Consider the following 24,767-nt stretch of genomic DNA (forward strand, 5'->3'; position numbering starts at 1 on the left):
GTATATATGCCGCCTCTATTCCGGACGCTCGCAACAATTCAACCATCAGCGTGGCCTGGTCGTGAGCCGTCCCCTGATTGTCCAGCACTGCCCCAAGCGCGCCCTTTTGTACGCCGAAGATCGGGTAATACTCGACGTTGTTTCGAACGTATTGATAGATCAGATCAGGATTGTTCCTGAGGGAACGTGCGAGTTCAGTTATGGATGCAGGCCCACGAGCGTTTGTATCGCCTGTGATGCCTGAGGCCTTGAGGTGACCGCTGTCGCTAGCTGGCCCGATCGAGGCCCCCTCATTGAGGTGAGCCGGGAAGACCCGTGAAGCTCGCGCTCGCTGGGAGTCCTCGGCACTAACCGGTGGCATGTCTGCGCGAAGGGTGCTACTCGGCGGCCCGGATTGCATCTGCGATGCTTGCGCCTCGGGATCACCCGTAATTGGTGAATCGGCTGAAGAGGAGAGCAACGCAAACCGACCCGGCGTCAGCGTTACTTTCTTACCAGGGAGAATATTGGTGCTGCTCTGCTGAAACAGCCCGTCTTTTCCATTGCCACCGGCATTAACCGATTTGCCAACGTTGACGAGTGGGATGGTTTTCGGCGCACCGTCCACTGCAATCGCACTTTGCGCGACAACCGAAGCATTCGCAGAAAACAACGCGAACCAAACACCGATAAGCTGTGCCCCTTTGTATAATCTCATATGTATTCCTAATTATTATATTTTACGATCGCCCATTAAATACTTGCGAAGCTCAAGTCGACATCTATGGCGTCGTTCTAGTGGCCGTCACTAACGTCCAATTCCCCGTCTCGTCGTATTCGTAGGCGATCGTCGCAGTCATATCACCGCTGTAGTCGGCTTTCGTCAACCGACCAAGAGCGTCATAGCTGTAATTCACGACAGCAGCGTGAACGTAGCCTACGGGCATAAGGCAAACCAAGGCGGTGGCAGAAATCACAAAACGGCGTATTGCCCTCGGCGATAGTCGGGGTTGACGGCGCGTATAGCGCACACGCGATGCATCTGCGGCAAGAATTATTCGTGTTGATCTTGTTGGACTTGTCATCGTTGTCACGCCTCGGTAAAAAATCCGAGTTTTGCACGGACCGAGCAAATACCCTGTCACAAATTGTTGATTTGATCCGGGGACGCGCGTTGACTTTGATCGAGCGCAAACGCGTTCACCACGACGGGTCAAAAGAGCGACGCGGGAACATTTCTATCCCCTGCGGCAAATAAGTGGTCTTTAGGCTATCCGTGTTTTGCAGGGACGCCAGGCATAACGGCCGGGAATGCGCCCGAGTTATCAGCTTTGGTTGCGCCCCCGCGTACAATATCCCCCTTCGATTCCCCTAAAAAGCACCGCCCCATGGCCACTACTTTCCTTTTCGACTGGTTTGTCCCATGCCCGCGCGGTCTCGAGGCGCCGCTGGCGGCCGAACTCGCCGAAATCGGAGCGAAGCATGTAGAAGGCTCGCAATTTCGCACCGGCAAGGAAGTCCCGGGCGGCGTGCATTTCCGCGGCTCGTGGGCGGCCGGCATGGCGGCGAACCTGCACTCGCGCATCGCGAGCCGCGTGTTGCTCAAGCTCGCACACGGCCCGTACAGAAGCGAACACGACATCTACGAGCTCGCTTACCAGCAACAATGGGAAAAGTGGTTCTCGCCGAATGAAACCATTCGCGTCGATATCACCGCCATCAAATCGCCCCTGCGCAGCCTGGAATTCGCGACCTTGCGCGTGAAAGACGCTGTTTGCGACCGCCTGCGCGAATTGACGGGCAATCGTCCGAGCGTCGATACCGCCCAACCCGACGTCCGCGTCTTCGCGTTCCTCACCATCAACGAATGCACGCTTTACATCGATACCTCCGGCGACCCGCTCTTCAAACGCGGCTGGCGCCTGGACAAGGGCGCAGCTCCACTACGTGAAAACCTCGCGGCAGGCATCTTGCGCCTCACCGGCTGGACGCCGGGCACGCCGCTATTCGACCCGATGTGCGGCAGCGGCACCTTCCTCGCCGAAGCCGCGCAAGTCGCGCTGAACATTGCGCCGGGCGTCGAACGTCGTTTCGGCTTCGAAAAGCTCAAGCAATACGATGTAAACGCGTGGCAAAAGCTGAAAGGCGCGGCACTCGATGCAAAACACGCCGCGCAATCATCACGCAAGGACCTGCAGATCTACGGCAGCGACATTTCCGGCGACATGCTCGACAAGGCCTACTCGAACCTCGAACGCGCAGGTCTGCCGGAACTGTCGTTGAAACAGGTCGATGCCCGCCACATGACACCGCCGGCGGGCGAGCCCGGCATCCTGGTCGCGAATCCGCCGTACGGCGAACGGATCGAAGTGCGTGGCCGTGGTCCGCGCGGCGAGCTCCGCGAACCGAAGAACCGCGGTCACGACGAAGACGAAGAAGCATTTCATCGCGCGCAGCCTGATCCGGCGGACCTTGAGTTTTTCATCTCGTTCGGCAACGCGCTCAAGCAGCGCTTTCCAGGCTGGCGCGCGTATGTGCTGACATCGGACAGAAAACTGCCTGGCATGCTGCGGTTGCGTGAATCGACGAAAACACCGCTTTTCAACGGTGCGCTCGAATGCCGCCTGTTCCGCTTTGACCTGATCGCCGGAAGCGTGCGCAACCGGCCGGCAGCGGCAGAACCCGCGGGCGGCCAAACACCCGAGGCCCCCGAGGCGAAGGAATAAGGCCGAGCAAACCGGCGCTACAATCGCTGAATGAACTCATCGACTGAAGCCCAATCCTCAAGCCTCGATGTCTATCGCAGCCGCCGCGAACGCGTTCTCGCGGCGCTGCGCGAATCGGGCGGCGGCGTGGCGATCATCCAGACCGCGCGCGAAGTCATGCGCAACCGCGACGCCGATTACCCGTTCCGCCACGACAGCTACTTTTATTACCTGACGGGCTTCACGGAACCCGAAGCCACGCTCCTTCTGGACGCCAGCGCTCATCCCGACGAACCCGCGGCCATCCTCTTCTGCCGCGAGAAAAACGTCGAGCGCGAAACGTGGGAAGGCTTTCGGCACGGCCCTGAAGGCGCGCGCCTCGCGCTGGGACTGGACGCGGCATTTCCCATCGATCAGCTCGATGCCGAGATGCCCCGCCTTCTCGCCGACAAACCCGCCGTGCACTACGCGCTCAGCAGTTCGGCCGAACTCGACACACAGGTTCGCGGCTGGCTCGCAGCAGTACGAGCGCAAAGCCGGATCGGGGTGAAAGCGCCATCGAAAGCGGTCGATTTGCTGCCCATCCTCGACGAAATGCGCCTGATCAAGGACGACCACGAGCTTGCGATCATGCGCCGCGCCGGCACGATTTCGGCCGAAGCCCACCGCCGCGCGATGCAAACCTGCCGTCCCGGCATGCACGAATACGAGATCGAAGCCGAGTTGCTCTACACGTTCCGCAAACGCGGCGCGCAAGCCCCGGCATACGGTTCGATCGTCGCGGCCGGCGCGAACGCGTGCGTGCTGCACTACCCGGCGGGCAACGCGATCGCGCGCGAAGGCGATCTGATTCTCATCGATGCCGCGTGCGAACTCGACGGCTACGCGTCCGACATCACGCGCACGTTTCCGGCGAGCGGAAGGTTCACGTCGGCGCAACGGGAAATCTACGACATCGTGCTGGCCGCGCAATACGCCGCCGTTGATGCCACCCGCGCCGGCGTGAGCTTCGACGCGCCGCACGAAGCGGCGGTGCGGGTTTTGTCGCAGGGATTGCTGGATACGGGGATCATCGATCGGAACCAGTTTGCAACGGTCGACGACGTCATCGCCGAGCGTGCGTACCAGCGTTTCTACATGCACCGCACGGGCCATTGGCTCGGCATGGATGTGCACGACGCGGGCGATTACCGCGATGCAAACGCGCCGCTCGACGACCAGGGCGCGCGTGCGTGGCGCACCTTGAAACCAGGCATGACGCTGACCATTGAGCCGGGTTTGTACATTCGCGCCGCCGCCGACGTGCCGGAACGCTACGCGGACATCGGCATCCGGATTGAAGACGATGCCATCGTGAGCGCCGGCGGCTGCGAGCTCACAACGCGGGAAGTCCCCGTCGATGCCGACGAAATCGAAGCCTTGATGCGCGACGCGCAAACCCCCGATGCAAATTGAAACCACGGAAACCGTCGGCCATGAACTGCCGGCCGATTATCACTTCGATATCGCCATAGTCGGCGCGGGCCCCGTTGGCCTCGCGCTCGCAGGATGGCTCGCGAAACGCAGCGCAACATCGCGTTTCTCGGTCGCGTTGATCGATGCACGCGAGCCGGGTGCAGCTTCAAACGATCCCCGCGCGATCGCTGTGTCGCATGGAAGCCGCGCGATGCTGGAATCGTCGCTGGGTTTTCCCTCCGATGCCACGCCGATCAAGCGCATTCACGTTTCGCAGCGCGGCCGGTTCGGCCGCACATTGATCGATCACGATGAACACGGTCTGCCCGCGCTCGGTTACGTCGTGCGTTACGGCTCGCTCGTTTCGACGCTCTCGCAAGCCGTGGCCAAGACTGGCGTTCACTGGTTCACCGGAACGACGGCGTCCACGCCGCTGCACGACCATGATGGCGTGACGCTGCCCATCCATTCCGCGGCCGAGGGCAACCGGACGATCCGCGCGCGCATCCTGGTAAATGCCGAAGGCGGGTTGTACAAGGAAACGGATGCATCGACCTTGGTCAAGAACACGCGCGATTACGGTCAGACGGCGATTGTCGGGACGGTCAGCGTGAGCGCGCCGCAACCGGGGGTTGCGTGGGAACGTTTTACACCCGAAGGTCCGATCGCGCTGTTGCCGTCTGGCGGCGCGCGTCAGGCGGATTACGCGCTGGTCTGGTGTTGCGCGCCCGAAGAGGCCACCCGCCGCTCGCAACTTCCCGACGATGCATTTCTCACCGAGCTCGGCGCAGCATTTGGCGAACGCATGGGCCGTTTCACGAAAATCACCGGCCGTGCGATGTTCCCGCTTGGGTTGAACGCGCTGAATGCGCTTGTCGACCGGCGCACGGTTGCGATCGGAAACGCGGCACAAACGCTGCATCCTGTTGCAGGACAAGGACTCAATCTCGGCCTGCGCGATGCACACGCACTATGCGATGCATTGTCGACGAACGGGACCACGACGGTCGCGCTCAGCCTTTTTGCGCAACGTCGCGCGCTCGACCGGCGGATGACGATTGGTGCCACGGATACGCTCGCGCGAGTTTTCACCATCGATTTTGCGCCGCTTGCTGCAATGCGCGGCCTCGCTTTGAGCGCGCTGGAACTCGTGCCGCCGGTCAAGACCGTGCTGGCGCGTCAAATGATGTTCGGGCAACGGCGCTAAACGATTGCTCATCAGTTGCTGATCGTTTGCTTTGGAAAACCGGCTCCGCACTTCGCGCCAGCCCGGCCAAATTTGCTGAGCGCGGTGCCTGGAAAACCGAGCGTTCACTCTATGGCGTTCGCAACTTTCATAGAAGATTTAACGACTTGCGGCGCGATTGGAGCTAATTGACCCTGCGCGTTCGCGTTAAAATACGCGTTTTCCTTCAACGCTTTTGCGTCCATCGAATCGTGGACGCTGCCAGTTTCATGCCCATTTCCAAACCGGCCATCGGCCCCCATATTTTGCGCAACAACCTGTTCGTCGCCCCCATGGCCGGCGTGACAGACCGCCCTTTCCGGCAGTTGTGCAAACGCATGGGCGCAGGCTACGCCGTGTCGGAAATGGTGGCATCGAACGCGCAGTTGTGGAAAAGCGAGAAAACCATGCGCCGCGCAAATCACGCTGGCGAAGTCGAACCGATCTCGGTCCAGATTGCAGGCGCAGACCCGAAAATGCTGGCCGAAGCGGCGCGTCACAACGTCGCGAACGGCGCGCAGATCATCGATATCAACATGGGCTGCCCAGCCAAGAAGGTCTGCAACGTGGCAGCGGGTTCCGCGTTGCTGCAAAACGAAGCGCTGGTCGCGGAGATCGTGCAGGCGGTGGTGAACGCAGTCGGCGTGGGCCCGGACGCTGTGCCGGTCACGCTGAAAATCCGCACAGGCTGGAATCGCGAAAACAAGAATGCGCTGAACATCGCGCGCATTGCACAGGACGCCGGCATCTCCATGCTGACCGTGCATGGCCGCACGCGCGCCGACCTGTATAAAGGCGACGCCGAATACGAGACCATCGCGGCCGTCAAAGCCTCCGTGCGCATTCCGGTCGTGGCCAATGGCGACATCACCACGCCGGAAAAGGCGCGACATGTGCTTGCCGTGACGGGTGCGGACGCCATCATGATCGGGCGCGCGGCGCAGGGACGTCCGTGGCTCTTTCGCGAGATCGAACATTTCCTCCTGACGGGCCAACATTTGCCCGCGCCGCGGATCGACGAGATCCAGGCACTGATGAACGCACATCTTGAAGATCACTATGATTTCTATGGTGAATTCACGGGCGTTCGTACAGCGCGCAAACACATCGGCTGGTACACTCGCGGCCTTTCCGGCGCCAACACGTTCAGACATCGGATGAACACGCTGGATTCCACACGAGAACAATTGCTCGCCGTGAACGAATTCTTCGACGCCCAAAAGGCGTTGTCCGACCGTCTCGTCTATGTCGAAGAACCCGGCGCAGACGCCGAGCGCAGCGGCAACGACGAAGAAGAAACGTGCGGCACGCAGAACCAAACAGACCGATTAGCCGCATGAGCAGACACAACATAGAACAATGCGTCCGCCAGAGCCTGGACAATTATTTCCAGGACCTGGACGGCTCGAAACCGCACGACGTCTACGAAATGGTGATTTCGTGCGTCGAAAAGCCGATGCTCGAAGTCGTGCTCAAACAAGCCGATGGCAACCAGTCGCTCGCAGCGGAGTATCTCGGCATCAATCGCAATACGTTGAGAAAGAAGCTTCAGCAGCACGGCCTGATTTAATTCATTTGTCTCATTGATGTACCTCCCGGACCGTCGCGGCGTACGGCGGTCGATCCGAATTTACTGATTCCCTCGACTCCCCTACCGGCTCCCCGCCGTTCCCATCATGATCAAGCAAGCGCTCCTTTCCGTTTCAGACAAGTCCGGCATTGTTGAATTTGCAAAATCGCTGTCCGAGCTGGGCGTAAGCCTGCTCTCGACCGGCGGCACCGCAAAACTCCTCGCCGATGCCGGCCTGCCCGTCACCGAAGTCGCCGACTACACCGGCTTCCCGGAAATGCTCGACGGCCGCGTGAAAACGCTGCATCCAAAGGTCCACGGCGGCATTCTGGCGCGTCGCGACTTGCCTGAACACATGGCCGCGCTCGAGCAACACAATATTCCGACCATCGACCTGCTGGTGGTGAATCTGTATCCGTTTGTGCAGACGGTATCGAAGGAAGAATGCTCGCTGGAAGACGCGATCGAGAACATCGACATTGGCGGTCCGACCATGTTGCGTTCGGCGGCGAAGAATCATCGCGATGTGACCGTGATCGTCGATCCTTCGGATTACGCGACGGTTCTCGAGGAAATGCGCTCGGGCAACAACACGGTCAGCTATCCGACGAACTTCAAACTCGCCACCAAAGTGTTCGCGCACACGGCGCAATATGACGGCGCGATCACGAACTACCTGACGAGCCTGACCGAAGCGCTCGAACACAAGAGCCGCAACACGTTTCCGTCGACGTTCAATCTTGCATTCACCAAGGTCCAGGACCTGCGTTACGGCGAAAACCCGCATCAAAGCGCAGCGTTTTATCGTGACATCGCGACGTCCGCGGGCGCACTCGCGAACTACGAGCAGTTGCAGGGCAAGGAATTGTCGTACAACAACATCGCGGATTCCGATGCTGCATGGGAATGCGTGAAGACCTTCGACGTGCCGGCCTGCGTGATCGTCAAGCACGCGAATCCGTGCGGCGTGGCGGTCGGCGCGGGTGCACACGAAGCATATTCGAAGGCGTTCCAGACCGATCCTACTTCGGCGTTCGGCGGGATTATCGCGTTCAATCGCGAAGTCGATGAAGCTGCGGCCCAGGCGGTCGCCAAGCAGTTCGTGGAAGTGCTGATGGCGCCTTCGTTCAGCGACGCCGCCAGGCAGATTTTCGCGGCGAAGCAGAACGTGCGTCTGCTGCAAATCGAGCTCGGCGACGGTCACAACGCGTTCGACCTGAAGCGCGTGGGCGGCGGCTTGCTGGTTCAGTCGCTGGATTCCAAGAACGTTCAGCCGCACGAATTGCGCGTGGTCACGAAGCGTCATCCGACGCCGAAGGAAATGGACGACCTGATGTTCGCTTGGCGCGTGGCGAAGTACGTGAAGTCGAACGCCATTGTGTTCTGCGGCGGCGGTATGACGCTCGGCGTGGGCGCGGGGCAAATGAGCCGCGTGGATTCGGCGCGCATCGCGAGCATCAAGGCACAGAACGCGGGGTTGTCGCTGGCGGGATCTGCCGTGGCGTCGGACGCGTTCTTCCCGTTCCGCGATGGCCTCGACGTGGTGGTGAACGCGGGCGCGACCTGCGTGATCCAGCCGGGCGGCTCCATGCGCGACGACGAAGTCGTGGCGGCCGCGGATGAACACAATATCGCGATGGTGCTCACCGGCACGCGCCACTTCCGTCATTAAGAACGTCTGATGTTCGCAAAGCCCGGTGGCCGGCAGGTTCACCGGGCTTTTTACTTTTTGCGCCGCGCTGTTAGTATCGCAAGCACTACGTTCCAACGGCATTCCATGAGAATTCTCGGCATCGACCCGGGCCTGCGCGTGACTGGATTCGGCGTCATCGATAAAACCGGCCACACGCTGACCTACGTGACCAGCGGCGTCATCAAGACCGCGGACGCCGATTTGCCGTCGCGTCTGAATACGATCTTCGAGGGTATTTCGACGCTCGTGCGGCAACATGCGCCGGATCAATCGGCTATCGAAAAAGTGTTCGTCAACGTCAATCCTCAATCCACGCTGCTGCTCGGCCAGGCCCGCGGCGCCGCCATTTGCGGACTGGTCGCGAACGGCGTTCCGGTCGCCGAATACACGGCGCTGCAATTGAAGCAGGCCGTGGTGGGCTATGGCCGCGCCACGAAAGAACAGATGCAGCAGATGGTCGTGCGCTTGCTCGCCCTTTCGGGCGTACCCGGCACCGACGCCGCCGATGCGCTCGGCATGGCCATCTGCCACGCGCACGCGGGCGGCGCGACGGCGATCCTCGGCGGCATTGCGCCATCGCTGGCTAAAAAAGGCCTGCGCGTACGGCGCGGCCGCCTTGTCGGCTAACTCCATTACAAGTTCCTCAACATGATTGGTCGCATTGCAGGCGTCTTGCTTGAAAAAAACCCGCCGTATCTGCTCGTCGATTGCGGTGGCGTAGGCTACGAAATCGCCGTGCCGATGAGCACCTTCTACAACCTGCCGAACAGCGGCGAAAAGATCGTGCTCCTGACCCAGTTGATCGTGCGGGAAGACGCGCATTTGCTGTACGGCTTCGGCACCCAGCCGGAGCGCACGACTTTTCGCGAATTGCTCAAGATCAGCGGAATCGGTGCGCGGATGGCCCTCGCGGTGTTGTCCGGCATGAGCGTCCAGGAACTCGCGCAAGCGGTGACCATGCAGGACGCCGCACGCCTTACGCGAACGCCCGGCATTGGTAAAAAGACGGCGGAGCGGCTGCTACTGGAACTGAAAGGCAAGCTCGGTGCAGATCTGGGCACGGCAGCAGGCACGGTGGCGGGCCCGGATCACGCGAGCGATATCCTGAACGCTTTGCTGGCATTGGGTTACTCCGAAAAGGAAGCGCTCATGGCGGTAAAGAATGTCCCCGCCGGGACAGGCGTTTCAGAAGGCATCAAGCTGGCCTTGAAGGCGCTGTCGTTTCAACCCACACGCTGATGCGCAAGCGCGACTCGAACTTGCTCAAGCGGGAACGTTTTTAGTCTCCCACGCTGTTGATCCGGCCAACAGTCGGCCGATCGGCCAGCTTTCGGTGCTTTAGTCACGCGGTACAATCGACGCATGATAGAAACCGACAAACTCGCCGCCGAACGCATCATTTCGGCTACTCCCGTCTCGCCGAACGAGGAAGTGTTCGAGCGGGCGCTGCGGCCGCGCCAGCTCGAGGAATACGTCGGGCAGGAAAAGATCCGGGATCAGTTGCAGATCTTCATCGAGGCTGCGCGCAGGCGCTCCGAGGCCCTCGATCACGTCCTGCTGTTCGGGCCGCCGGGCCTTGGCAAGACCACGCTCGCGCACATCATCGCGCGGGAAATGGGCGTGAATCTGCGGCAAACGTCGGGGCCGGTGCTGGAACGCGCCGGCGATCTTGCCGCCCTGCTGACCAATCTCGAGAAGAACGACGTACTTTTCATCGATGAAATCCATCGGCTCTCGCCGGTCGTCGAGGAGATCTTGTATCCGGCGCTCGAGGATTATCAGATCGACATCATGATCGGCGAAGGGCCGGCCGCACGCAGCGTAAAGCTGGACTTGCAGCCGTTCACGCTGGTTGGCGCCACCACGCGCGCCGGCATGCTGACGAATCCGCTGCGGGATCGCTTCGGGATCGTGTCGCGGCTCGAGTTTTACACGGCGAGCGAACTGGCGCGAATCGTCACGCGGTCGGCATCGCTGTTGAAGGCGAACATCGTCCCGGAAGGCGCGTTCGAGATTGCAAAGCGTGCGCGTGGAACGCCGCGTATTGCGAACCGTTTGCTCAGGCGTGTGCGCGATTACGCCGAGGTGCGGGCGAACGGCAATATCACGGCAGATGTCGCCGATGCCGCCCTGAAGATGCTCGATGTCGATCCCGTCGGCTTCGACCTGATGGACCGGAAGCTACTGGAAGCCATCCTGCACAAGTTCGATGGAGGCCCGGTCGGCGTCGATAACCTGGCTGCGGCAATTGGCGAAGAGCGCGACACCATTGAAGACGTGCTGGAACCTTATTTGATCCAGCAAGGCTATCTGCAGCGAACGCCGCGCGGCCGTGTTGCCACGCTGCTGACGTATCGTCATTTCGGACTCGCAGCGCCGGACGCGGGCCCGGTTCGCGATCTTTGGGACGCCAACCAGCCCGGTTAATGGATCAGCGCGGCACTTCCTTCAGGTCGTCGTCGCTGCTCGGGGCGGCCAGATGCGCGACATCCCCCCACGACACGACTTTCGCATGGCCGTCCTCGAAGTCCACTGTGTTGATGCTCGTGTTCAGCAAGAGCCAGTCGCGCGGCACTTCAAGTGGAATGCCACGCGCAAAACGATAAATACAATCCAGCACGCCGCCATGCGCGACACACGCAACCCGTCCACCCGGATGCGCGGCGATGATCGGCGCAACGGCCTTCAACACCCGCGTCGAAAACTCTCGTTGAGACTCGCCGCCTGGCGGCGCGAAATCGGGATCGTGGCTCTGCCAGACCGCATGTTCAGCAGGGAATTTGGCACGAATCTCGGCGCTGTCGTGACCTTGGAAGTCGCCATACAAACGCTCGCGCAAGCCCTGGCTCAAATTCAGCGATAACCCGAGCGCTTCCGCAAATGGCCTGGCCGTTTGCTGTGCGCGCTCCAGGTCGCTGGAATAGACCGCGTCAAGGCGCGCGCCGGATTGGGACTCGCGCACCAGGCGCTGGGCGAGCTGTTCAGCTTGCACAAGTCCACTCGCGCCCAGTGGAATATCAATATGGCCCTGAATCCGTTTGATGCGATTCCAGTCAGTCTCGCCGTGCCTGATGAAAAGGACTTGCGTAATCATGGGGAGTCCAGAAGATGCGCCTGGGTTCAATCAGCGCTGAAAGAATGCATCACGGACGCACTTGCAGCCAAAACGTTACTGGTCCGTCATTGACCAGCGTCACCTGCATGTCCGCGCCGAACTCGCCCGTCTCGACAACCGGATGCGCGGCGCGCGCCTGTGCCACAAAGTGGTCGAAGAGCCTGCGGCCTTCGTCGGGAGGTGCTGCGGGCGTGAAGCTCGGCCGCAAGCCGCTGGATGTATCGGCGGCGAGGGTGAACTGCGATACCAGCAGCACGCCGCCCGGGCGACCGCTGCCGTCGATATCCCGGACCGGAAGATTCATCTTGCCCGCGGCGTCGCTGAAAACCCGGTACGCCAGCATCTTGGCGAGCAGCTTGTCCGCCGTTGCCGGCGTATCGCCGCGTTCGGCGCACACAAGCGCCAGGAGCCCGGCATCGATCGCACCGGTCACGCGGCCTTCAACACGAACATCGGCGCGCAGGACGCGCTGAATGAGCGCGATCATGGATTCAGGCCGTCAGCGTGACGCGTGCGAAGCGGCGCTTGCCGACCTGCACGACAAACTCGCCGGCTTCGATCTTCAACGCCTTGTCCGACACCGTTGCGCCGTCGATCTTCACGCCGCCCTGTTCAATGTTTCGCAACGCTTCGCTAGTAGATGGAACCAGCCCCGCCTGTTTCAGCAATTGCCCGATGGCAAGCGGCGCACCGCTCAACGTCACCGATGCAATCTCGTCCGGCACACCGCCCTTCGCACGATGATTGAAATCTTCAAGCGCCCGCTCTGCATCCGGCGATGAGTGGAAGCGCGCGACGATTTCCTGCCCGAGCAGCACCTTGAAATCGCGCGGATTACGTCCGCCTTCGGCTTCGCTCTTGAATCTCGCGATCTCTTCCATGCTTCTGAATGACAGCAGTTCGAAGTAGCGCCACATGAGCGTATCGGAAATGCTCATCAGCTTGCCGAACATGTCCGTTGGCTTCTCGCTGATGCCGATGTAGTTGTGCTTCGACTTCGACATCTTCTCGACGCCGTCCAGCCCCTCCAGGAGCGGCATGGTCAAGATGCACTGCTGCTCCTGGCCGTACTGCTTCTGCAGCTCGCGTCCAACCAGCAGGTTGAATTTCTGGTCCGTGCCGCCGAGTTCCAGGTCCGCATTCAGCGCCACCGAGTCGTACCCCTGCATGAGCGGATACAGCAACTCGTGAATGGAAATGGGCATGCCGCCCTGATACCGTTTGGTAAAATCCTCACGCTCGAGAATGCGCGCAACCGTGTAGCGCGAGGCGAGCTTGATCATGCCGTCGGCGCCGAGCGGCATCGACCATTCGCTGTTGTAGCGCATCTCGGTCTTTTCGCGATCCAGCACCAGCGCAGCCTGTTCGAAATACGTCTTCGCGTTGGACTCGATCTGTTCACGCGTGAGTGGCGGGCGCGTGGCGTTACGCCCCGACGGATCGCCAATCAACGACGTGAAATCGCCGATCAAGAAGATGACCGTATGGCCGAGGTCCTGGAGCTGACGCATCTTGTTCAGCACAACCGTATGGCCGATGTGAATGTCAGGCGCGGTCGGATCGAGGCCTAGCTTGATACGCAGCGGCTTGCCGCTCAGCGCGCTGCGCGCGAGCTTTTGCGCGAATTCGGTTTCAATGAGCAGTTCATCACAACCCCGTTTCGCGATGGCAAGCGCAGCCTGCACTTCGTCGGTCAGGGGCAATGTTTTCGCAGCCGAAGCCGGAGAGTCGTTCGGTTCTGTGGTCATGCTTGCAACTTCTCGGATGATTTGTTCGGGACGCGGACAAGGCGCACGTCGGGTAATGGTCGCGGCGCTGCGGCTCTGCTGCGCTGATTGGCGAGCGCAAAATCAGCGCGGCTTTCGCTTGGTTCAGGGATCGGATTTTACGTGATGTCGTGCGCGTTCGCCCCGTTTTCCCCGCGCGTTAGCCATTCGGCGAGGTTTCGGCGGCAACGAGCGCGGATCTTGAGCGTAAACATGGCCGAATGGCTAACGTCGAGGCCGACGGCTTAACGACGCGCTTCGTTGCGTGGATAATCTAACCGTGGCGGCCGTTTTGACCGCATGAATGCATCGAAAAGGAGAGACAACGTGGCGCGACGTAGTGAGGCGGTAGAAGCAGGCAGCGCAGCGGATGGTGTCTATTTCGGGCTCATGTCCGGCACGAGCATGGATGGCGTGGACGGCGTTGCCGTGCAATTCACCGCGGGTAAGCCACCCATTGTGCTCGGCGAGGCGCATGTGGGGTTCTCGGAAGGCCTGCGTGAAGCGCTTTTCGCTCTCCAGGCGCCCGGGGACAACGAACTGGAACGTGAGGCGCTGGCGGCAAACGCGCTGGCCACACGCTACGCGGTGTGCTGCCATGAACTGGCGAGCATGAGCGGCTACTCGGCGGCAAAGGTTCGCGCCATTGGGGTCCACGGGCAAACGGTGCGGCATCGGCCGGAGAAGGGTTATACCCGGCAAATCAACAATCCCGCGTTGTTGGCGGAGATGACAAACATCGATATCGTTGCGGACTTTCGCAGCCGCGACGTCGCTGCTGGCGGCCAGGGCGCACCGCTTGTCCCGGCCTTTCACGCGACGGTTTTCGGTTCGAAGAACGAAACCCGCGTGGTCTGCAATCTGGGAGGCATCAGCAATATCACGATTTTATCGGCGGGTGGCGGAGTGCACGGGTTCGATTGCGGTCCGGCCAATGCGTTGCTCGACGAGTGGGCGCATCGCCATCTGAATCGTCCGTTCGACGAAGGGGGCCATTTCGCGTCGCAAGGACAAGTGAACCGTTCGTTGCTGAACAATCTTCTCGATGAACCATTCTTCGCACAGCGGCCGCCCAAAAGCACGGGGCGTGATTTGTTCAACCCCGCATGGCTCGATGCCAAGCTCGCGGGATTCGACACGGTTTCACCTGCAGACGTACAAGCGACGCTCGTCGCTCTCACGGCGATCACAATCGCGCGCGAGATTGAACGGCATGCATCCGATTGTCGTGCGGTCTATGTGTGCGGTGGTGGCGCACGCAATCCGATACTCATGAACGCAATCCAGCAGGCGCTCGCCGAGACTGGCATGTCCGGCGTGCCCGTCATGACGACCGACGCGCTCGGTGTGCCGCCCCAGCAGGTGGAAGCGTTGGCGTTCGCATGGCTGGCAATGCGCTGCGTGGCACGCGAAGCGGGGAACGTGGCGGCCGTAACCGGTGCCGCAGGTGAACGGGTTCTCGGTGCCATCTATCCGCGCTGAGCTGCGCTAGGCCACGCCGAGCTGCGCTAATGATCCGCCCGGTGGAAATAAAAACGGAGCCCGAAGGCTCCGTTCATCAAAACATCCAACCGTGAACTCCATCCGGAATCAGGCCGAGAACGACGATCCGCAACCGCACGTGCTGGTCGCATTCGGATTCTTGATCACGAACTGGGCGCCGTTCAGGTCGTCTTTATAGTCGATCTCGGCGCCAACCAGGTACTGGTAGCTCATCGAATCGATCAGCAACTGAACACCTGCTTTATCCATTACGGTGTCGTCTTCGTTGATGGCTTCGTCGAACGTGAAGCCATACTGGAAGCCCGAACAGCCGCCGCCTTGTACGAACACACGCAGCTTCAGCTCCGGATTGCCTTCTTCGTCGATCAGTTGCTTGACCTTGTCAGCGGCTGCGTCCGTGAAAACGAACGGCAGGGGCATTTCGGTCGTGGGGGTATCGGTGACAGCGTTCATTCGAACTCTCCAAAAAAGCTTCTAGGGACTATTGTAGGGCTGATCTCAATATCGTGCTGGAAGCCCATGTAATCAATAGGCTATCGCGCCACACTATTCCGAATTTGCCGCGGCTGCTTGATTCGATCTTCATCGGTCAGCGGCTGCCGTAACGAAAAAAGCCGCCGGCGCATACACGCAGACGGCTTTCCAAGCAATTTCGCCACCAAAGCAACAACAGCGACGAAACGCCAGACAGCTTAACGCTTCGAGAATTGTTTCCGGCGACGTGCCTTGTGGAAACCAACCTTCTTACGTTCGACTTCACGAGCATCGCGGGTAACGAAGCCGGCTTGCGACAGCGTGGGCTTCAGCGTTGCGTCGTAGTCCATCAGCGCGCGCGTGATGCCGTGGCGAACTGCACCGGCCTGACCCGTCTCACCGCCGCCGTTCACGTTGACCTTGATGTCGAACGTGGTGGCGTGGCTCGTCAGTTCGAGCGGCTGGCGCACGATCATCAGCGACGTTTCGCGCGAGAAATAATCAGCAATGGGCTTGCCATTGACGATAATCACGCCCGTACCGGACTTGATGAACACGCGGGCAGTGGCGCTCTTGCGGCGGCCCGTACCGTAATTCCAATTACCGATCATATGGGCTCCCTTTAGATCTCGAGCGCTTTAGGCTGTTGAGCCGTATGCGGATGCGTTGCGCCAGCGTAGACCTTGAGCTTCTTGATCATAGCGTAGCCGAGCGGACCTTTCGGCAACATGCCCTTCACGGCTTTCTCGAACGCGCGGCCCGGGAAGCGTTCTTGCATCTTGTTGAACGTCGTTTCGTAGATGCCGCCCGGATAGCCCGAGTGACGGTAGTACTTTTTGTCAGTACCCTTGTTGCCCGTGACGCGCAACTTGCTGGCGTTGATGATGACGATAAAATCGCCAGTGTCGACGTGCGGGGTGAACTCGGGTTTGTGCTTGCCGCGAAGTCGGGCGGCCACTTCACTGGCGACACGTCCGAGAACCTTATCCGTCGCGTCAATCACGTACCATTCACGCGTCACCTCATGGGCTTTTGCGGAAAACGTCTTCATGATCGATCCAAAAAATAATTCTGCCCTGCTTTGTCCCGCTTGTATGTTCGTGCGCATCGAGGCGCGTGCGGGCTCTCCCTGGTTCTCGTCCGCGGGCATGGTGCGGATAGAGAACTTTGAATTATAAGGGAAATTTCAGCGCGAAGTCAAAACAAGCGAGCACGAGGCTCAAACTAGCCGAAATTGCGCCTCTCTAGCCGCTTGGCTGGGAGTCGCGCGCATGCTCGAATGACCTGCAGCACCGGACACATTACAAAAAGCAGGCGAAAAAAAGCCCGAGCCTTGGGCTCGGGCTGAATCCACCTAGGAGGAGGTGGAGGAGACAGGAGCAAGTATATGAACTGGGTTTGTGCAAAGCAAGTAAATTTACATGGTGAGATTGAATTTCATAATGTAAAACAATGAAATAAACTGTCGACCATTAAATTAATTTTTTGAATCATATACTTAAAGTCGCCGCCCTTTCATTTTGGACTGCGACCCGGCGCTGATATTCCCTCCTTCTGGCAGGGATTTTCCCGATTTACGCGCCCGACCGCGCCGCAGCACGCCTATTGAAAAACCGCCCGGGAAACGCCAGTTATGAATCCAGCAATAAGCTAAAACGCTACAATCGGCAGGAATTGACACGTGCCGGACGGCACCGGAGTTTTTTCATGGAATGCAAAGTTAGCTGGATGGGACAAGACGGAATGGCGTTTGCCGCCGAGACGGGCAGCGGCCATCTGGTCACCATGGATGGCGCTCCCGAAGGCGGCGGCCGCAACCTGTCGCCGCGTCCAATGGAAATGGTCCTGCTGGGGACCGGCGGCTGCACGGCATACGACGTCGTGATGATCCTGAAGAAAAGCCGTCAGGAAGTGGCCGGATGCTCAGTGACGCTCAAAGCCGAGCGTGCAAGCGAGGATCCGAAAGTCTTCACGAAGATCCACTTCCACTTTACGGTGACGGGCAAGAACCTGAATCCGGCGACCGTCGAACGCGCAATTACGCTTTCGCACGATAAATATTGCTCGGCGTCGATCATGATCGCGAAGACGGCCGAACTGACGCATTCATTCGATATCGTTCCCGGCTAAGCGCGCCACATAAACAGAAGACGAAAAAAAGCCGGCGTCAGTTCAACACTGACGCCGGCTTTCTTTCTGATTAGTCACAAAGCAGGCCGATAAGCCGGATTCTGTGCGCGCGCAACGCCCGAAAGCGTGACGCGCGTGGCAGCCATTCCTCTAGTCGCGCCATTACTGACGCGCTCAAGCTCCCTACCCGCAGACGAGACGGAGGCACCGTCCTGCATCTCGAAGATGCGCGCCTGCCTACTTGGGATTGCTCCGGGTGGAGGTTACCGTGCCGGTCTGCCTTGCAGCAGCCGCGGTGCGCTCTTACCGCACCGTTTCACCCTTACCTGATCCCCAGGCTTGCGCCCGGGGCCATCGGCGGTTTGCTTTCTGTTGCCCTGTTCCGCGTGTTGCCACGGATGGCCGTTAGCCATCACCCTGCCTGTTGGAGTCCGGACTTTCCTCGCCCTCCCCGGCCGAAACCGGTTCAGCCGCGACTGCCTGGCCTGCTTTGCGAGGCGAATTTTAGCATGGGCGGATCGTACGGATGCCGCCGATCAAGCCCCGATCCGCCGGCGGCCCGGCCGGAAAACGTGCGGGTCGTCGTAGAAGGAGCGCCCTTCATTTTCCTGCCACCATCCCGGCACGCCCAGCACGGGCAGCGGGGTGAAACATCGGCTGGAAACGGGTTCGCTGGCAAGGCGGTCGGACACGTGCAGGTCGAGGATGACGCGGCGCTCGGCATCGGCGGCGAGGAAATACGTCGGCTCGACCTCCACGATCCACGCGTGTCCCGTGCACGCCTTGTATGGCGTGATCAGCTTTTCCAGCAGCGCGTGGCCGAAGATGTGCGCTTCGCAAGCCTGCCCCCAGGCCGCCCGATGTCCAATAAACACAGCGCGCCAGTCAAACGCCCGAAGCGCCGCGGCGAGCAGCGGGTCGGCGCAGGCGAACAGGATGGCGTTTTCATCGAAGAGTGTCAGGGCATCGCGGGCGGCGCCGCGGCTTGGTCCAATACCGAGTGCATCGATTTCGGTGGCTTGGCGCGCGTTCAACGCAGCCTTGATGCGCGGATACTGGAACCACATCGCGCCATTGAAGAAATCATGCAGATTGTGGCGCGTCGGAACGCAGCCGGTCGCGGCGATGTGACCTTCATACGATGCGCCCGCAGGCAGATCGTCCTGCGCAATAAACGACAAAACCTTTCCACGCCCCGTCACGCGCGGTTCGGCGCGTGCATCGGCGTTCAGCGTAGAGAGGTATGCCGGATAACTTTCGAGCGCTGACTGCTGCCAGCGTGTGCCGCGATCGGCCAGCGGCGCAAGCCACCCGCGCGACCAGTCGATGTCGCTGAAACCCGGCACTGGCCGGGCATCGAACAATCCGGCCGGTCGGCCAGCGTTTTGCGCGGGACCAGACATGCGCCAGGACGCGGCGTTAAACCAGCCGCCAGCCGATGGACTCACCGCCGCCCAGAGGCACGATTTCGCTTTCGCCCGCCATGAATTCCGCCGGCAACGTCCATTCCTCGCGGCGCAACGTCACCTGCTCCGCAGCGCGCGGCAAGCCGTAGAAATCGGCGCCATGGAAGCTCGCGAAACCTTCGAGCTTGTCGAGCGCGCCGGCTTGATCGAAGGCCTGGGTATAAAGCTCGAGTGCATGCAACGCCGTATAACAGCCTGCGCACCCGCAAGCGTGCTCTTTCAAGCCCTTCGCGTGCGGCGCGCTGTCCGTGCCGAGGAAAAACCGCGGATTCCCCGATGTCGCCGCCGCCAGCAATGCCACGCGGTGCGTTTCGCGCTTCAAGACCGGCAAACAGTAGTAATGCGGCCGGATCCCGCCAACAAAGAGCGCATTGCGGTTGTACAGCAGATGATGCGCAGTCAGCGTGGCGCCGGTCGGGCCGTCGGCATCGCGGACGTAATCGGCGGCATCTTTGGTCGTGATGTGCTCGAACACCACCTTCAGCGCCGGAAAATCACGACGCAAAGGCGTCATCACACGGTCGATAAACACCTTCTCCCGATCGAACATATCAATGGCCGGGTCCGTCACTTCGCCATGAACCAGCAGCGGCAGATCATGCTCCTGCATCGCTTCCAGCGTTTTTGCGCACTTGGCGATGCTCGTCACGCCGGCATCTGAATTGGTCGTCGCGCCCGCCGGATAAAGCTTCACGCCATGCACGAAGCCGCTTTCGCGCGCGCGGCGGATCTCGTCGGGCGGGGTGTTATCGGTGAGATACAGCGTCATCAGCGGTTCGAACTTTGCGCCCGGGCCATCTTTCGGCAATGCAGCCAGAATCCGCCCGCGATACGCCGCGGCCATTTCGGTCGTGGTCACTGGCGGCCGCAGGTTCGGCATGATGATCGCTCGGCCAAACTGGCGCGCGGTATGCGGCAAGACAGCGGCGAGCACGGCGCCGTCGCGCACGTGCAAATGCCAGTCATCGGGACGCGCAAGCGTCACGGAATCAACAGAAACGGTCGATACGGCGGAGGGAGCGGAAGCGGACATTGGCGTGATGACGATGAAAAAATCGGATAACGAAAACGGAGTCGGGCTGGCGGCGCGCTGACTTTCTTTGGTTGCGTTCCCAAACCGGTAACTTTGCCCCGCGGCCAGCCTGCACCGTGGAAATTCAACAACGATGCCGCCCGCGGCCCGACGACGCGAATTATTTGGCGGTTTCGTCGGTGCTATGCTCTGGTTACCCCGTATTGTAACGGGTAGCTCCATTCACCCAGTCTGCAGCCCCAGCAATGTGCCAACTCCTCGGAATGAACTGCGCGGAACCCACGGACGTGACCTTTTCGTTCACCGGGTTCGCGGCGCGTGGCGGCGTGACTGACCATCACGCAGACGGCTGGGGCATCGCATTCTTCGAAGACAAGGCGTGCCGGCTTTTCATCGATCACCAGTCGTCGGCCAGTTCGCCGCTCGCCGAGATGGTGAAACGCTATCCGATCAAGTCGAAGAACACGATTGCGCATATCCGCAAGGCGACGCAAGGCCATATCCTGCTGGAAAATTGCCATCCGTTCATGCGCGAATTGTGGGGCCGCCACTGGATCTTTGCGCACAACGGTGACCTGAAGGATTACAAACCCTGTCTGAACGGCCAGTACCAGCCGGTCGGCACAACCGACAGCGAACTCGCGTTCTGCGCACTGCTGCAAGGATTGCGGCGAGAGTTTCCCGGCTGCCAGCCGCCGCTCGACGAACTCTTCGCGGCGCTCGAAAGACTGACGCGGGAAATCACGCAATTCGGCGTTTTCAACTTCCTGATGTCGAATGGTCAGGCGCTGTTCTCGCATTGCTCGACGCATTTGTACTATTTGGTGCGGAGCTGGCCATTCTCCACAGCGCATCTGATCGATGCCGACATGTCCATCGACTTTGCGAAATACACCACGCCGGAAGATCGCGTGGCGGTGATCGCAACGTCGCCACTCACGGACGACGAAATCTGGACCCGTTTCGAGCCGGGCGATCTCGCGTTGTTCCAGCACGGCGCACTGCTGAAAACGGTCAACGTGCCGGTTCCGGCTGACGTCGCGGAAAAAGCGCGCGAGCCGTTATGCAAGGTTTGCGTTGAATCGGTGCTGCGGGCGGACACGATTGAAACCACCGCCGACGTGGAAACAGAACTCGGCATTGAATAGATTACCCTTTGAAGATCACCTGAACTCACGCTCGTTCCACTCATCCGGGAGCACATGCCATGTCAGGAAAGTTCGTCATCGATAAAGCCCGCAACGGCCAGTTCTACTTCAATCTTCGCGCCGGCAACGGCGAACCCATCCTCAAAAGCGAAATGTACGTGACGCGGGCTTCCGCAGAACACGGGATTGCATCGGTGAAAACCAACGCGCTGCTCGATGAACGCTACGAGCGCAAGACCGATAAAAGCGGCGCGCCGTACTTCAACCTGAAAGCGGGCAATCACGAGATCATCGGTGTGAGCGAGTCGTATAGCAGCACGTCGGCGCGCGATGCCGGCATCGAGTCCGTGAAGAAAAATGCGGCCGATGCGGTGACGCAGGACAATACGAAAGTGCATGAATGAATGGAAAAGGCCGTTCCCAATGTAAGTTGAGAACGGCCTTTTTTGCATGATGTGCCCAGGCATGCTCACGCCCCGGCGCATCAACCTCAATGCAGGATCTTTGCCAAAAAGTCCTTGGCGCGATCCGACTTCGGATTTTCAAAGAACGCTTCCTTCTTGTCGTCTTCGACGATCAGGCCGCGGTCCATGAAGATCACACGATGCGCCACCTTCTTCGCAAAGCCCATTTCGTGTGTCACGCACATCATAGTCATGCCTTCCTGCGCCAGCTCGACCATCACGTCGAGCACTTCGTTGATCATTTCCGGGTCGAGCGCGGAGGTCGGTTCGTCGAAAAGCATGGCGATCGGATCCATCGATAACGCCCGTGCAATCGCCACACGCTGCTGCTGACCGCCGGACAATTGACCGGGGAATTTATCAGCCTGGGCAGAGAGACCCACGCGATCCAGCAACTTCAATCCCTTCGCCGTTGCTTCGTCCTTTGAACGCCCAAGCACCTTGATCTGCGCGAGCGTCAGATTCTGCACAATCGACAAATGCGGAAACAGCTCGAAGTGCTGGAATACCATGCCGACCTTCGCCCTCACCTTCGACAGATTCGTTTTCTTGTCGCCTATCGACTGGCCGTTGATCGTGATCTCGCCTTTCTGGAACGGCTCGAGTCCGTTCACGGTCTTGATCAACGTCGACTTGCCCGATCCCGATGGACCGCACACCACGACCACTTCGCCTTTTTTGACTTCCGTCGTGCAATCGGTGAGCACTTGAAACGGGCCATACCACTTCGAAACATTCTTGAGTGAGATCATCGAGCGACCTTTTTCTGAAGACTTTTGACCAGACCGGATGCAGCCAGGCACACCACGAAATAACAGGCGCCAGCGAACAGCACCATCTCGACGGTCGTCCCGTCGCGGTCACCCACGTTCGTCGCCGTGCGGAAAAAATCCGCAAGACTGATCACGTACACAAGCGACGTATCCTGGAACAACACGATAGCCTGCGTGAGCAAGAGCGGCACCATTGCGCGAAACGCCTGCGGCAGGATGATGAGTTTCATCGACTGCATGTAGGTCATGCCGAGCGCGAACGCCGCGTTCACCTGACCGCGCGATACCGCCTGGATGCCCGCGCGAATGATCTCCGAATAGTATGCAGCTTCGAAGAGCGAGAACGCGACCATGGCGGAGGCCAGGCGAATATCGACTTCCGCCGATAAACCCAGCACATTCTGCAGGAATTGCGGCACGATCAAAAAGAACCACAGCAGGACCATGACGAGCGGTATCGATCGAAACAGCGTGACGTAGGCCTTCGCAAACCATTCAAGCGGCTTCACGCCCGAAAGCCGCAGCAACGCGAGCACCGTGCCCCACAGGATCCCGAACACGAGCGCGAGCAGCGTGATCTTGAACGTGATGATGGCGCCGGTCCACAGCGTGGGCAGCGAACTGACTATGCCGCTCCAGTTGAAATGATGCATTACTTGCCTCCAATGTAGCCGGGCAACCGGGTCTTCGCTTCGACCCAGCGCATCAGTTGCATGACGACCAGATTGATCAGCATGTAGGCAAGCGTGACGGCAATGAACGACTCGTATGATTGTGCGGTGTAGTCCACGAGTTGCCGCGCTTGCGCCGACAACTCGAGCAGACCAATGGTCGATGCCACCGCCGAGTTCTTGAACACGTTCAGGAACTCTGACGTGAGCGGCGGCACGATCATGCGATACGCGACCGGCATCAGGATGTACCGGTACGTCTGCCATTCGGTAAAGCCCATTGCGAGGCCCGCGGCGCGCTGTCCGCGCGGCAACGTGGCAATGCCCGATCGCACTTGCTCGCACACGCGAGCGCCGGTGAAGAGCCCCAGGCAGAGAATGGATGATGTATAGAACTGCACGTTGGGCGGCAGTTGCTTGAACCAGTTGCCAATGGATGGCGGCAGCAATTCGGGTATCACGAGATACCAGATGAAGAACTGCACGAGCAGCGGGATGTTACGAAAAATCGCGACATACGTTGTGCCGGCAGCCGCAAGTTTGCGGTTGGGCAGCGTGCGCAGAATGCCGAACAACGAACCCACGACGAGCGCCACGACCCACGACGCAAGCGACACGGTGACGGTCACCCAGAAACCGGAAATAAGCCAGCCGAGATAGGTTGTCGGCTCGCCGGTCGAGACAGGGCTTAGGAAAACGCCCCAGTTCCAGTGGTAGGACATGAACTCCCTCCAAAAGAAAACGGAAGAAGCAGCGCTCCTTCCGTTTCCATCAATCCAGACGAGATCGAGATTAGTCGATAGCCTTGTCGTTCGGGCTCTTGAAAAGAGCCTTCATGTCGTCGCTTTCCGGGAAGTTCAGGTTCAGGCCCTTCGGCGGAATCGGGCTTTCGAACCACTTCTTGTAGATCTTGTCGCCTTCGCCCGAGGTTTCGACCTTGGCGATGGCGTCATCGACTACCTTCTTGAACTCCGGATCGTTCTTGCGCAGCATGCAACCGTAGGCTTCACGCGATTGCGGCGCACCGACAATCACGAAGTCCTGCGGGTTGCTCGACTTGGCACGCTCGCCGGCCAGCAACGCATCATCCATCATGAAGGCAACGGCGCGTCCCGTCGACAGCGTCAAAAACGAATCGCCGTGATCTTTCGCGCTGATGATGTTCATGCCCATGCTCTTGTCCTGGTTCATCTTGCGAAGCAGGCGCTCGGACGTGGTACCGGCGGTCGTCACGACCGTCTTGCCCTTCAGGTCGGCAAAGTCCTTGATCCCCGAATCCTTCTTGGTCATCAGGCGCGTGCTGATCACGAAGATGGTGTTGGAGAACGCGACTTGTTGCTGACGCTCCAGGTTGTTCGTGGTCGAGCCGCACTCGAGGTCGATCTGATTACCCGTCACGAGCAGCAGGCGGTTTTGCGACGTCACCGACTTCTGCTGGATCTTCAGGTTCGGCATGTTGAGCTTTTCCTTGACGGCGTCGACCACCTTCAAAGCGAACTCATACGAGTAGCCAATGACTTGTTGCTTGTCGTCGTAATACGAGAACGGAATCGATGATTCGCGGAAGCCCAAGTAGATATTTCCTGAATCCTTGATC

At 59.8% G+C, this 24,767-nt stretch carries 26 protein-coding genes, 1 other RNA gene and 1 pseudogene (1 of these 28 running past the window's edge); 13 read left to right on the forward strand and 15 right to left on the reverse strand.

Going from position 1 to position 24,767, the window contains the following annotated elements; genetic code table 11:
• Both ACFFAR_RS01375 and ACFFAR_RS01380 read right to left on the reverse strand, forming a co-directional pair.
• The coding region (locus ACFFAR_RS01375; protein WP_375507427.1) for a transglutaminase domain-containing protein at positions 1–697 on the reverse strand (697 nt) is incomplete at its 3' end.
• Between the two features lie 64 nt (positions 698–761).
• A complete protein-coding gene (locus ACFFAR_RS01380; protein WP_375507428.1) occupies positions 762–1,064 on the reverse strand; it encodes a hypothetical protein in 303 nt (100 codons plus the stop codon).
• A 303-nt stretch (positions 1,065–1,367) separates the two neighbouring features.
• On the opposite strand from ACFFAR_RS01380, the gene ACFFAR_RS01385 reads away from it, so the two are divergent.
• The 9 genes from ACFFAR_RS01385 to ruvB all read left to right on the forward strand — a co-directional run bounded on the left by ACFFAR_RS01385 (position 1,368) and on the right by ruvB (position 11,054).
• A complete protein-coding gene (locus ACFFAR_RS01385) occupies positions 1,368–2,705 on the forward strand; it encodes a class I SAM-dependent RNA methyltransferase (RefSeq protein WP_062169131.1) in 1,338 nt (445 codons plus the stop codon).
• Positions 2,706–2,735: 30 nt separating this feature from the next.
• Complete coding sequence (locus ACFFAR_RS01390) at positions 2,736–4,139, forward strand: aminopeptidase P N-terminal domain-containing protein (protein ID WP_375507429.1); 1,404 nt, start codon at positions 2,736–2,738, stop codon at positions 4,137–4,139.
• Positions 4,129–5,346, forward strand: coding sequence for a UbiH/UbiF/VisC/COQ6 family ubiquinone biosynthesis hydroxylase (locus ACFFAR_RS01395; RefSeq protein WP_375507430.1), 1,218 nt, complete (start codon positions 4,129–4,131; stop codon positions 5,344–5,346). Before ACFFAR_RS01390 ends, ACFFAR_RS01395 begins: the two co-directional genes overlap by 11 nt.
• 248 nt (positions 5,347–5,594) lie before the next feature.
• Complete coding sequence (gene dusB / locus ACFFAR_RS01400) at positions 5,595–6,704, forward strand: tRNA dihydrouridine synthase DusB (RefSeq protein WP_174365011.1); 1,110 nt, start codon at positions 5,595–5,597, stop codon at positions 6,702–6,704.
• Positions 6,701–6,934, forward strand: coding sequence for a Fis family transcriptional regulator (locus tag ACFFAR_RS01405; protein WP_056355686.1), 234 nt, complete (start codon positions 6,701–6,703; stop codon positions 6,932–6,934). Before dusB ends, ACFFAR_RS01405 begins: the two co-directional genes overlap by 4 nt.
• Positions 6,935–7,040: 106 nt before the next feature.
• Positions 7,041–8,606 (forward strand): bifunctional phosphoribosylaminoimidazolecarboxamide formyltransferase/IMP cyclohydrolase, encoded by a 1,566-nt coding sequence (gene purH, locus ACFFAR_RS01410; protein ID WP_375507431.1) that lies wholly within the window; start codon positions 7,041–7,043, stop codon positions 8,604–8,606.
• 105 nt (positions 8,607–8,711) lie between these two features.
• Complete coding sequence (ruvC, locus tag ACFFAR_RS01415; protein ID WP_061998430.1) at positions 8,712–9,254, forward strand: crossover junction endodeoxyribonuclease RuvC; 543 nt, start codon at positions 8,712–8,714, stop codon at positions 9,252–9,254.
• A 21-nt stretch (positions 9,255–9,275) separates the two neighbouring features.
• Entirely contained in the window at positions 9,276–9,866 is a 591-nt protein-coding gene (gene ruvA, locus ACFFAR_RS01420; protein ID WP_062169122.1) for a Holliday junction branch migration protein RuvA, read from the forward strand.
• 123 nt (positions 9,867–9,989) lie between these two features.
• Positions 9,990–11,054, forward strand: a complete 1,065-nt coding sequence (gene ruvB / locus ACFFAR_RS01425) for a Holliday junction branch migration DNA helicase RuvB (RefSeq protein ID WP_061998428.1) — start codon at positions 9,990–9,992, stop codon at positions 11,052–11,054.
• Positions 11,055–11,058: 4 nt separating this feature from the next.
• On the opposite strand, the gene ACFFAR_RS01430 is transcribed toward ruvB, so the two are convergent.
• The 3 genes from ACFFAR_RS01430 to tyrS are packed head-to-tail and all read right to left on the reverse strand — an operon-like array spanning position 11,059 to position 13,490.
• Positions 11,059–11,721, reverse strand: coding sequence for a histidine phosphatase family protein (locus tag ACFFAR_RS01430; protein ID WP_375507432.1), 663 nt, complete (start codon positions 11,719–11,721; stop codon positions 11,059–11,061).
• Positions 11,722–11,770: 49 nt separating this feature from the next.
• The gene (gene dtd, locus ACFFAR_RS01435; RefSeq protein WP_174362703.1) at positions 11,771–12,229 is read right to left on the reverse strand and encodes a D-aminoacyl-tRNA deacylase; all 459 of its coding nucleotides are present in this window, start codon (positions 12,227–12,229) and stop codon (positions 11,771–11,773) included.
• A gap of 4 nt (positions 12,230–12,233) precedes the next feature.
• The gene (tyrS, locus tag ACFFAR_RS01440; RefSeq protein ID WP_062169118.1) at positions 12,234–13,490 is read right to left on the reverse strand and encodes a tyrosine--tRNA ligase; all 1,257 of its coding nucleotides are present in this window, start codon (positions 13,488–13,490) and stop codon (positions 12,234–12,236) included.
• Between the two features lie 345 nt (positions 13,491–13,835).
• On the opposite strand from tyrS, the gene ACFFAR_RS01445 reads away from it, so the two are divergent.
• Positions 13,836–14,990, forward strand: a complete 1,155-nt coding sequence (locus ACFFAR_RS01445) for an anhydro-N-acetylmuramic acid kinase (RefSeq protein WP_375507433.1) — start codon at positions 13,836–13,838, stop codon at positions 14,988–14,990.
• Positions 14,991–15,098: 108 nt separating this feature from the next.
• Here the strand turns inward: ACFFAR_RS01445 and erpA are convergent, their stop codons facing one another.
• The 3 genes from erpA to rplM all read right to left on the reverse strand — a co-directional run bounded on the left by erpA (position 15,099) and on the right by rplM (position 16,536).
• Positions 15,099–15,464, reverse strand: a complete 366-nt coding sequence (gene erpA / locus ACFFAR_RS01450) for an iron-sulfur cluster insertion protein ErpA (RefSeq protein ID WP_031357523.1) — start codon at positions 15,462–15,464, stop codon at positions 15,099–15,101.
• A 239-nt stretch (positions 15,465–15,703) separates the two neighbouring features.
• Positions 15,704–16,096, reverse strand: coding sequence for a 30S ribosomal protein S9 (rpsI, locus tag ACFFAR_RS01455; protein ID WP_031357524.1), 393 nt, complete (start codon positions 16,094–16,096; stop codon positions 15,704–15,706).
• A gap of 11 nt (positions 16,097–16,107) precedes the next feature.
• A complete protein-coding gene (rplM, locus tag ACFFAR_RS01460) occupies positions 16,108–16,536 on the reverse strand; it encodes a 50S ribosomal protein L13 (RefSeq protein WP_031357525.1) in 429 nt (142 codons plus the stop codon).
• A 656-nt stretch (positions 16,537–17,192) separates the two neighbouring features.
• On the opposite strand from rplM, the gene ACFFAR_RS01465 reads away from it, so the two are divergent.
• Positions 17,193–17,615: an OsmC family protein gene (locus ACFFAR_RS01465; protein WP_061998424.1), complete on the forward strand. Its 423-nt coding sequence runs from the start codon at positions 17,193–17,195 to the stop codon at positions 17,613–17,615.
• 74 nt (positions 17,616–17,689) lie between these two features.
• Here ACFFAR_RS01465 and rnpB read toward each other — a convergent pair.
• From rnpB to pyrC, 3 genes are all read right to left on the reverse strand, one after another.
• An RNA gene (gene rnpB / locus ACFFAR_RS01470) (RNase P RNA component class A) lies at positions 17,690–18,107 on the reverse strand.
• Positions 18,108–18,151: 44 nt separating this feature from the next.
• Positions 18,152–19,018, reverse strand: coding sequence for a DUF3025 domain-containing protein (locus tag ACFFAR_RS01475; protein ID WP_174362701.1), 867 nt, complete (start codon positions 19,016–19,018; stop codon positions 18,152–18,154).
• A 16-nt stretch (positions 19,019–19,034) separates the two neighbouring features.
• Positions 19,035–20,114, reverse strand: a complete 1,080-nt coding sequence (gene pyrC / locus ACFFAR_RS01480) for a dihydroorotase (protein WP_075360594.1) — start codon at positions 20,112–20,114, stop codon at positions 19,035–19,037.
• Positions 20,115–20,359: 245 nt separating this feature from the next.
• On the opposite strand from pyrC, the gene ACFFAR_RS01485 reads away from it, so the two are divergent.
• Together ACFFAR_RS01485 and ACFFAR_RS01490 are read left to right on the forward strand one after the other, a co-directional pair.
• Complete coding sequence (locus tag ACFFAR_RS01485; RefSeq protein WP_075360593.1) at positions 20,360–21,262, forward strand: class II glutamine amidotransferase; 903 nt, start codon at positions 20,360–20,362, stop codon at positions 21,260–21,262.
• 59 nt (positions 21,263–21,321) lie between these two features.
• Entirely contained in the window at positions 21,322–21,666 is a 345-nt protein-coding gene (locus ACFFAR_RS01490; protein ID WP_061998422.1) for a YegP family protein, read from the forward strand.
• A gap of 86 nt (positions 21,667–21,752) precedes the next feature.
• Here ACFFAR_RS01490 and ACFFAR_RS01495 read toward each other — a convergent pair whose 3' ends face one another.
• The 4 genes and pseudogenes from ACFFAR_RS01495 to ACFFAR_RS01510 all read right to left on the reverse strand — a co-directional run.
• A complete protein-coding gene (locus ACFFAR_RS01495; protein ID WP_062169110.1) occupies positions 21,753–22,478 on the reverse strand; it encodes an amino acid ABC transporter ATP-binding protein in 726 nt (241 codons plus the stop codon).
• Positions 22,475–23,152, reverse strand: coding sequence for a glutamate/aspartate ABC transporter permease GltK (gene gltK, locus ACFFAR_RS01500; RefSeq protein WP_061998420.1), 678 nt, complete (start codon positions 23,150–23,152; stop codon positions 22,475–22,477). Before gltK ends, ACFFAR_RS01495 begins: the two co-directional genes overlap by 4 nt.
• Positions 23,152–23,892: an amino acid ABC transporter permease gene (locus ACFFAR_RS01505; protein ID WP_061998419.1), complete on the reverse strand. Its 741-nt coding sequence runs from the start codon at positions 23,890–23,892 to the stop codon at positions 23,152–23,154. Before ACFFAR_RS01505 ends, gltK begins: the two co-directional genes overlap by 1 nt.
• A 70-nt stretch (positions 23,893–23,962) precedes the next feature.
• Positions 23,963–24,767, reverse strand: a pseudogene (locus ACFFAR_RS01510) (glutamate/aspartate ABC transporter substrate-binding protein); it runs 94 nt beyond the window's last position.

The organism is uncultured Caballeronia sp. (assembly GCF_964243625.1).
GTDB lineage: Bacteria > Pseudomonadota > Gammaproteobacteria > Burkholderiales > Burkholderiaceae > Caballeronia.

What these genes read in the sequence shown, in the direction of transcription:
- ACFFAR_RS01405 (WP_056355686.1), top strand. Translation starts at nt 6,701, where the DNA reads ATGAGCAGACACAACATAGAACAATGCGTCCGCCAGAGCCTGGACAAT.
- pyrC (WP_075360594.1), bottom strand. Translation starts at nt 20,114, where the DNA reads ATGTCCGCTTCCGCTCCCTCCGCCGTATCGACCGTTTCTGTTGATTCC.
- ruvC (WP_061998430.1), top strand. Translation starts at nt 8,712, where the DNA reads ATGAGAATTCTCGGCATCGACCCGGGCCTGCGCGTGACTGGATTCGGC.
- ACFFAR_RS01395 (WP_375507430.1), top strand. Translation starts at nt 4,129, where the DNA reads ATGCAAATTGAAACCACGGAAACCGTCGGCCATGAACTGCCGGCCGAT.
- ruvB (WP_061998428.1), top strand. Translation starts at nt 9,990, where the DNA reads ATGATAGAAACCGACAAACTCGCCGCCGAACGCATCATTTCGGCTACT.
- ACFFAR_RS01465 (WP_061998424.1), top strand. Translation starts at nt 17,193, where the DNA reads ATGGAATGCAAAGTTAGCTGGATGGGACAAGACGGAATGGCGTTTGCC.
- dtd (WP_174362703.1), bottom strand. Translation starts at nt 12,229, where the DNA reads ATGATCGCGCTCATTCAGCGCGTCCTGCGCGCCGATGTTCGTGTTGAA.
- ACFFAR_RS01485 (WP_075360593.1), top strand. Translation starts at nt 20,360, where the DNA reads ATGTGCCAACTCCTCGGAATGAACTGCGCGGAACCCACGGACGTGACC.
- ACFFAR_RS01495 (WP_062169110.1), bottom strand. Translation starts at nt 22,478, where the DNA reads ATGATCTCACTCAAGAATGTTTCGAAGTGGTATGGCCCGTTTCAAGTG.
- erpA (WP_031357523.1), bottom strand. Translation starts at nt 15,464, where the DNA reads ATGAACGCTGTCACCGATACCCCCACGACCGAAATGCCCCTGCCGTTC.
- rpsI (WP_031357524.1), bottom strand. Translation starts at nt 16,096, where the DNA reads ATGATCGGTAATTGGAATTACGGTACGGGCCGCCGCAAGAGCGCCACT.
- ACFFAR_RS01490 (WP_061998422.1), top strand. Translation starts at nt 21,322, where the DNA reads ATGTCAGGAAAGTTCGTCATCGATAAAGCCCGCAACGGCCAGTTCTAC.
- rplM (WP_031357525.1), bottom strand. Translation starts at nt 16,536, where the DNA reads ATGAAGACGTTTTCCGCAAAAGCCCATGAGGTGACGCGTGAATGGTAC.
- ACFFAR_RS01385 (WP_062169131.1), top strand. Translation starts at nt 1,368, where the DNA reads ATGGCCACTACTTTCCTTTTCGACTGGTTTGTCCCATGCCCGCGCGGT.
- ruvA (WP_062169122.1), top strand. Translation starts at nt 9,276, where the DNA reads ATGATTGGTCGCATTGCAGGCGTCTTGCTTGAAAAAAACCCGCCGTAT.
- gltK (WP_061998420.1), bottom strand. Translation starts at nt 23,152, where the DNA reads ATGCATCATTTCAACTGGAGCGGCATAGTCAGTTCGCTGCCCACGCTG.
- ACFFAR_RS01475 (WP_174362701.1), bottom strand. Translation starts at nt 19,018, where the DNA reads ATGTCTGGTCCCGCGCAAAACGCTGGCCGACCGGCCGGATTGTTCGAT.
- ACFFAR_RS01390 (WP_375507429.1), top strand. Translation starts at nt 2,736, where the DNA reads ATGAACTCATCGACTGAAGCCCAATCCTCAAGCCTCGATGTCTATCGC.
- tyrS (WP_062169118.1), bottom strand. Translation starts at nt 13,490, where the DNA reads ATGACCACAGAACCGAACGACTCTCCGGCTTCGGCTGCGAAAACATTG.
- ACFFAR_RS01380 (WP_375507428.1), bottom strand. Translation starts at nt 1,064, where the DNA reads ATGACAAGTCCAACAAGATCAACACGAATAATTCTTGCCGCAGATGCA.
- dusB (WP_174365011.1), top strand. Translation starts at nt 5,595, where the DNA reads ATGCCCATTTCCAAACCGGCCATCGGCCCCCATATTTTGCGCAACAAC.
- ACFFAR_RS01430 (WP_375507432.1), bottom strand. Translation starts at nt 11,721, where the DNA reads ATGATTACGCAAGTCCTTTTCATCAGGCACGGCGAGACTGACTGGAAT.
- purH (WP_375507431.1), top strand. Translation starts at nt 7,041, where the DNA reads ATGATCAAGCAAGCGCTCCTTTCCGTTTCAGACAAGTCCGGCATTGTT.
- ACFFAR_RS01505 (WP_061998419.1), bottom strand. Translation starts at nt 23,892, where the DNA reads ATGTCCTACCACTGGAACTGGGGCGTTTTCCTAAGCCCTGTCTCGACC.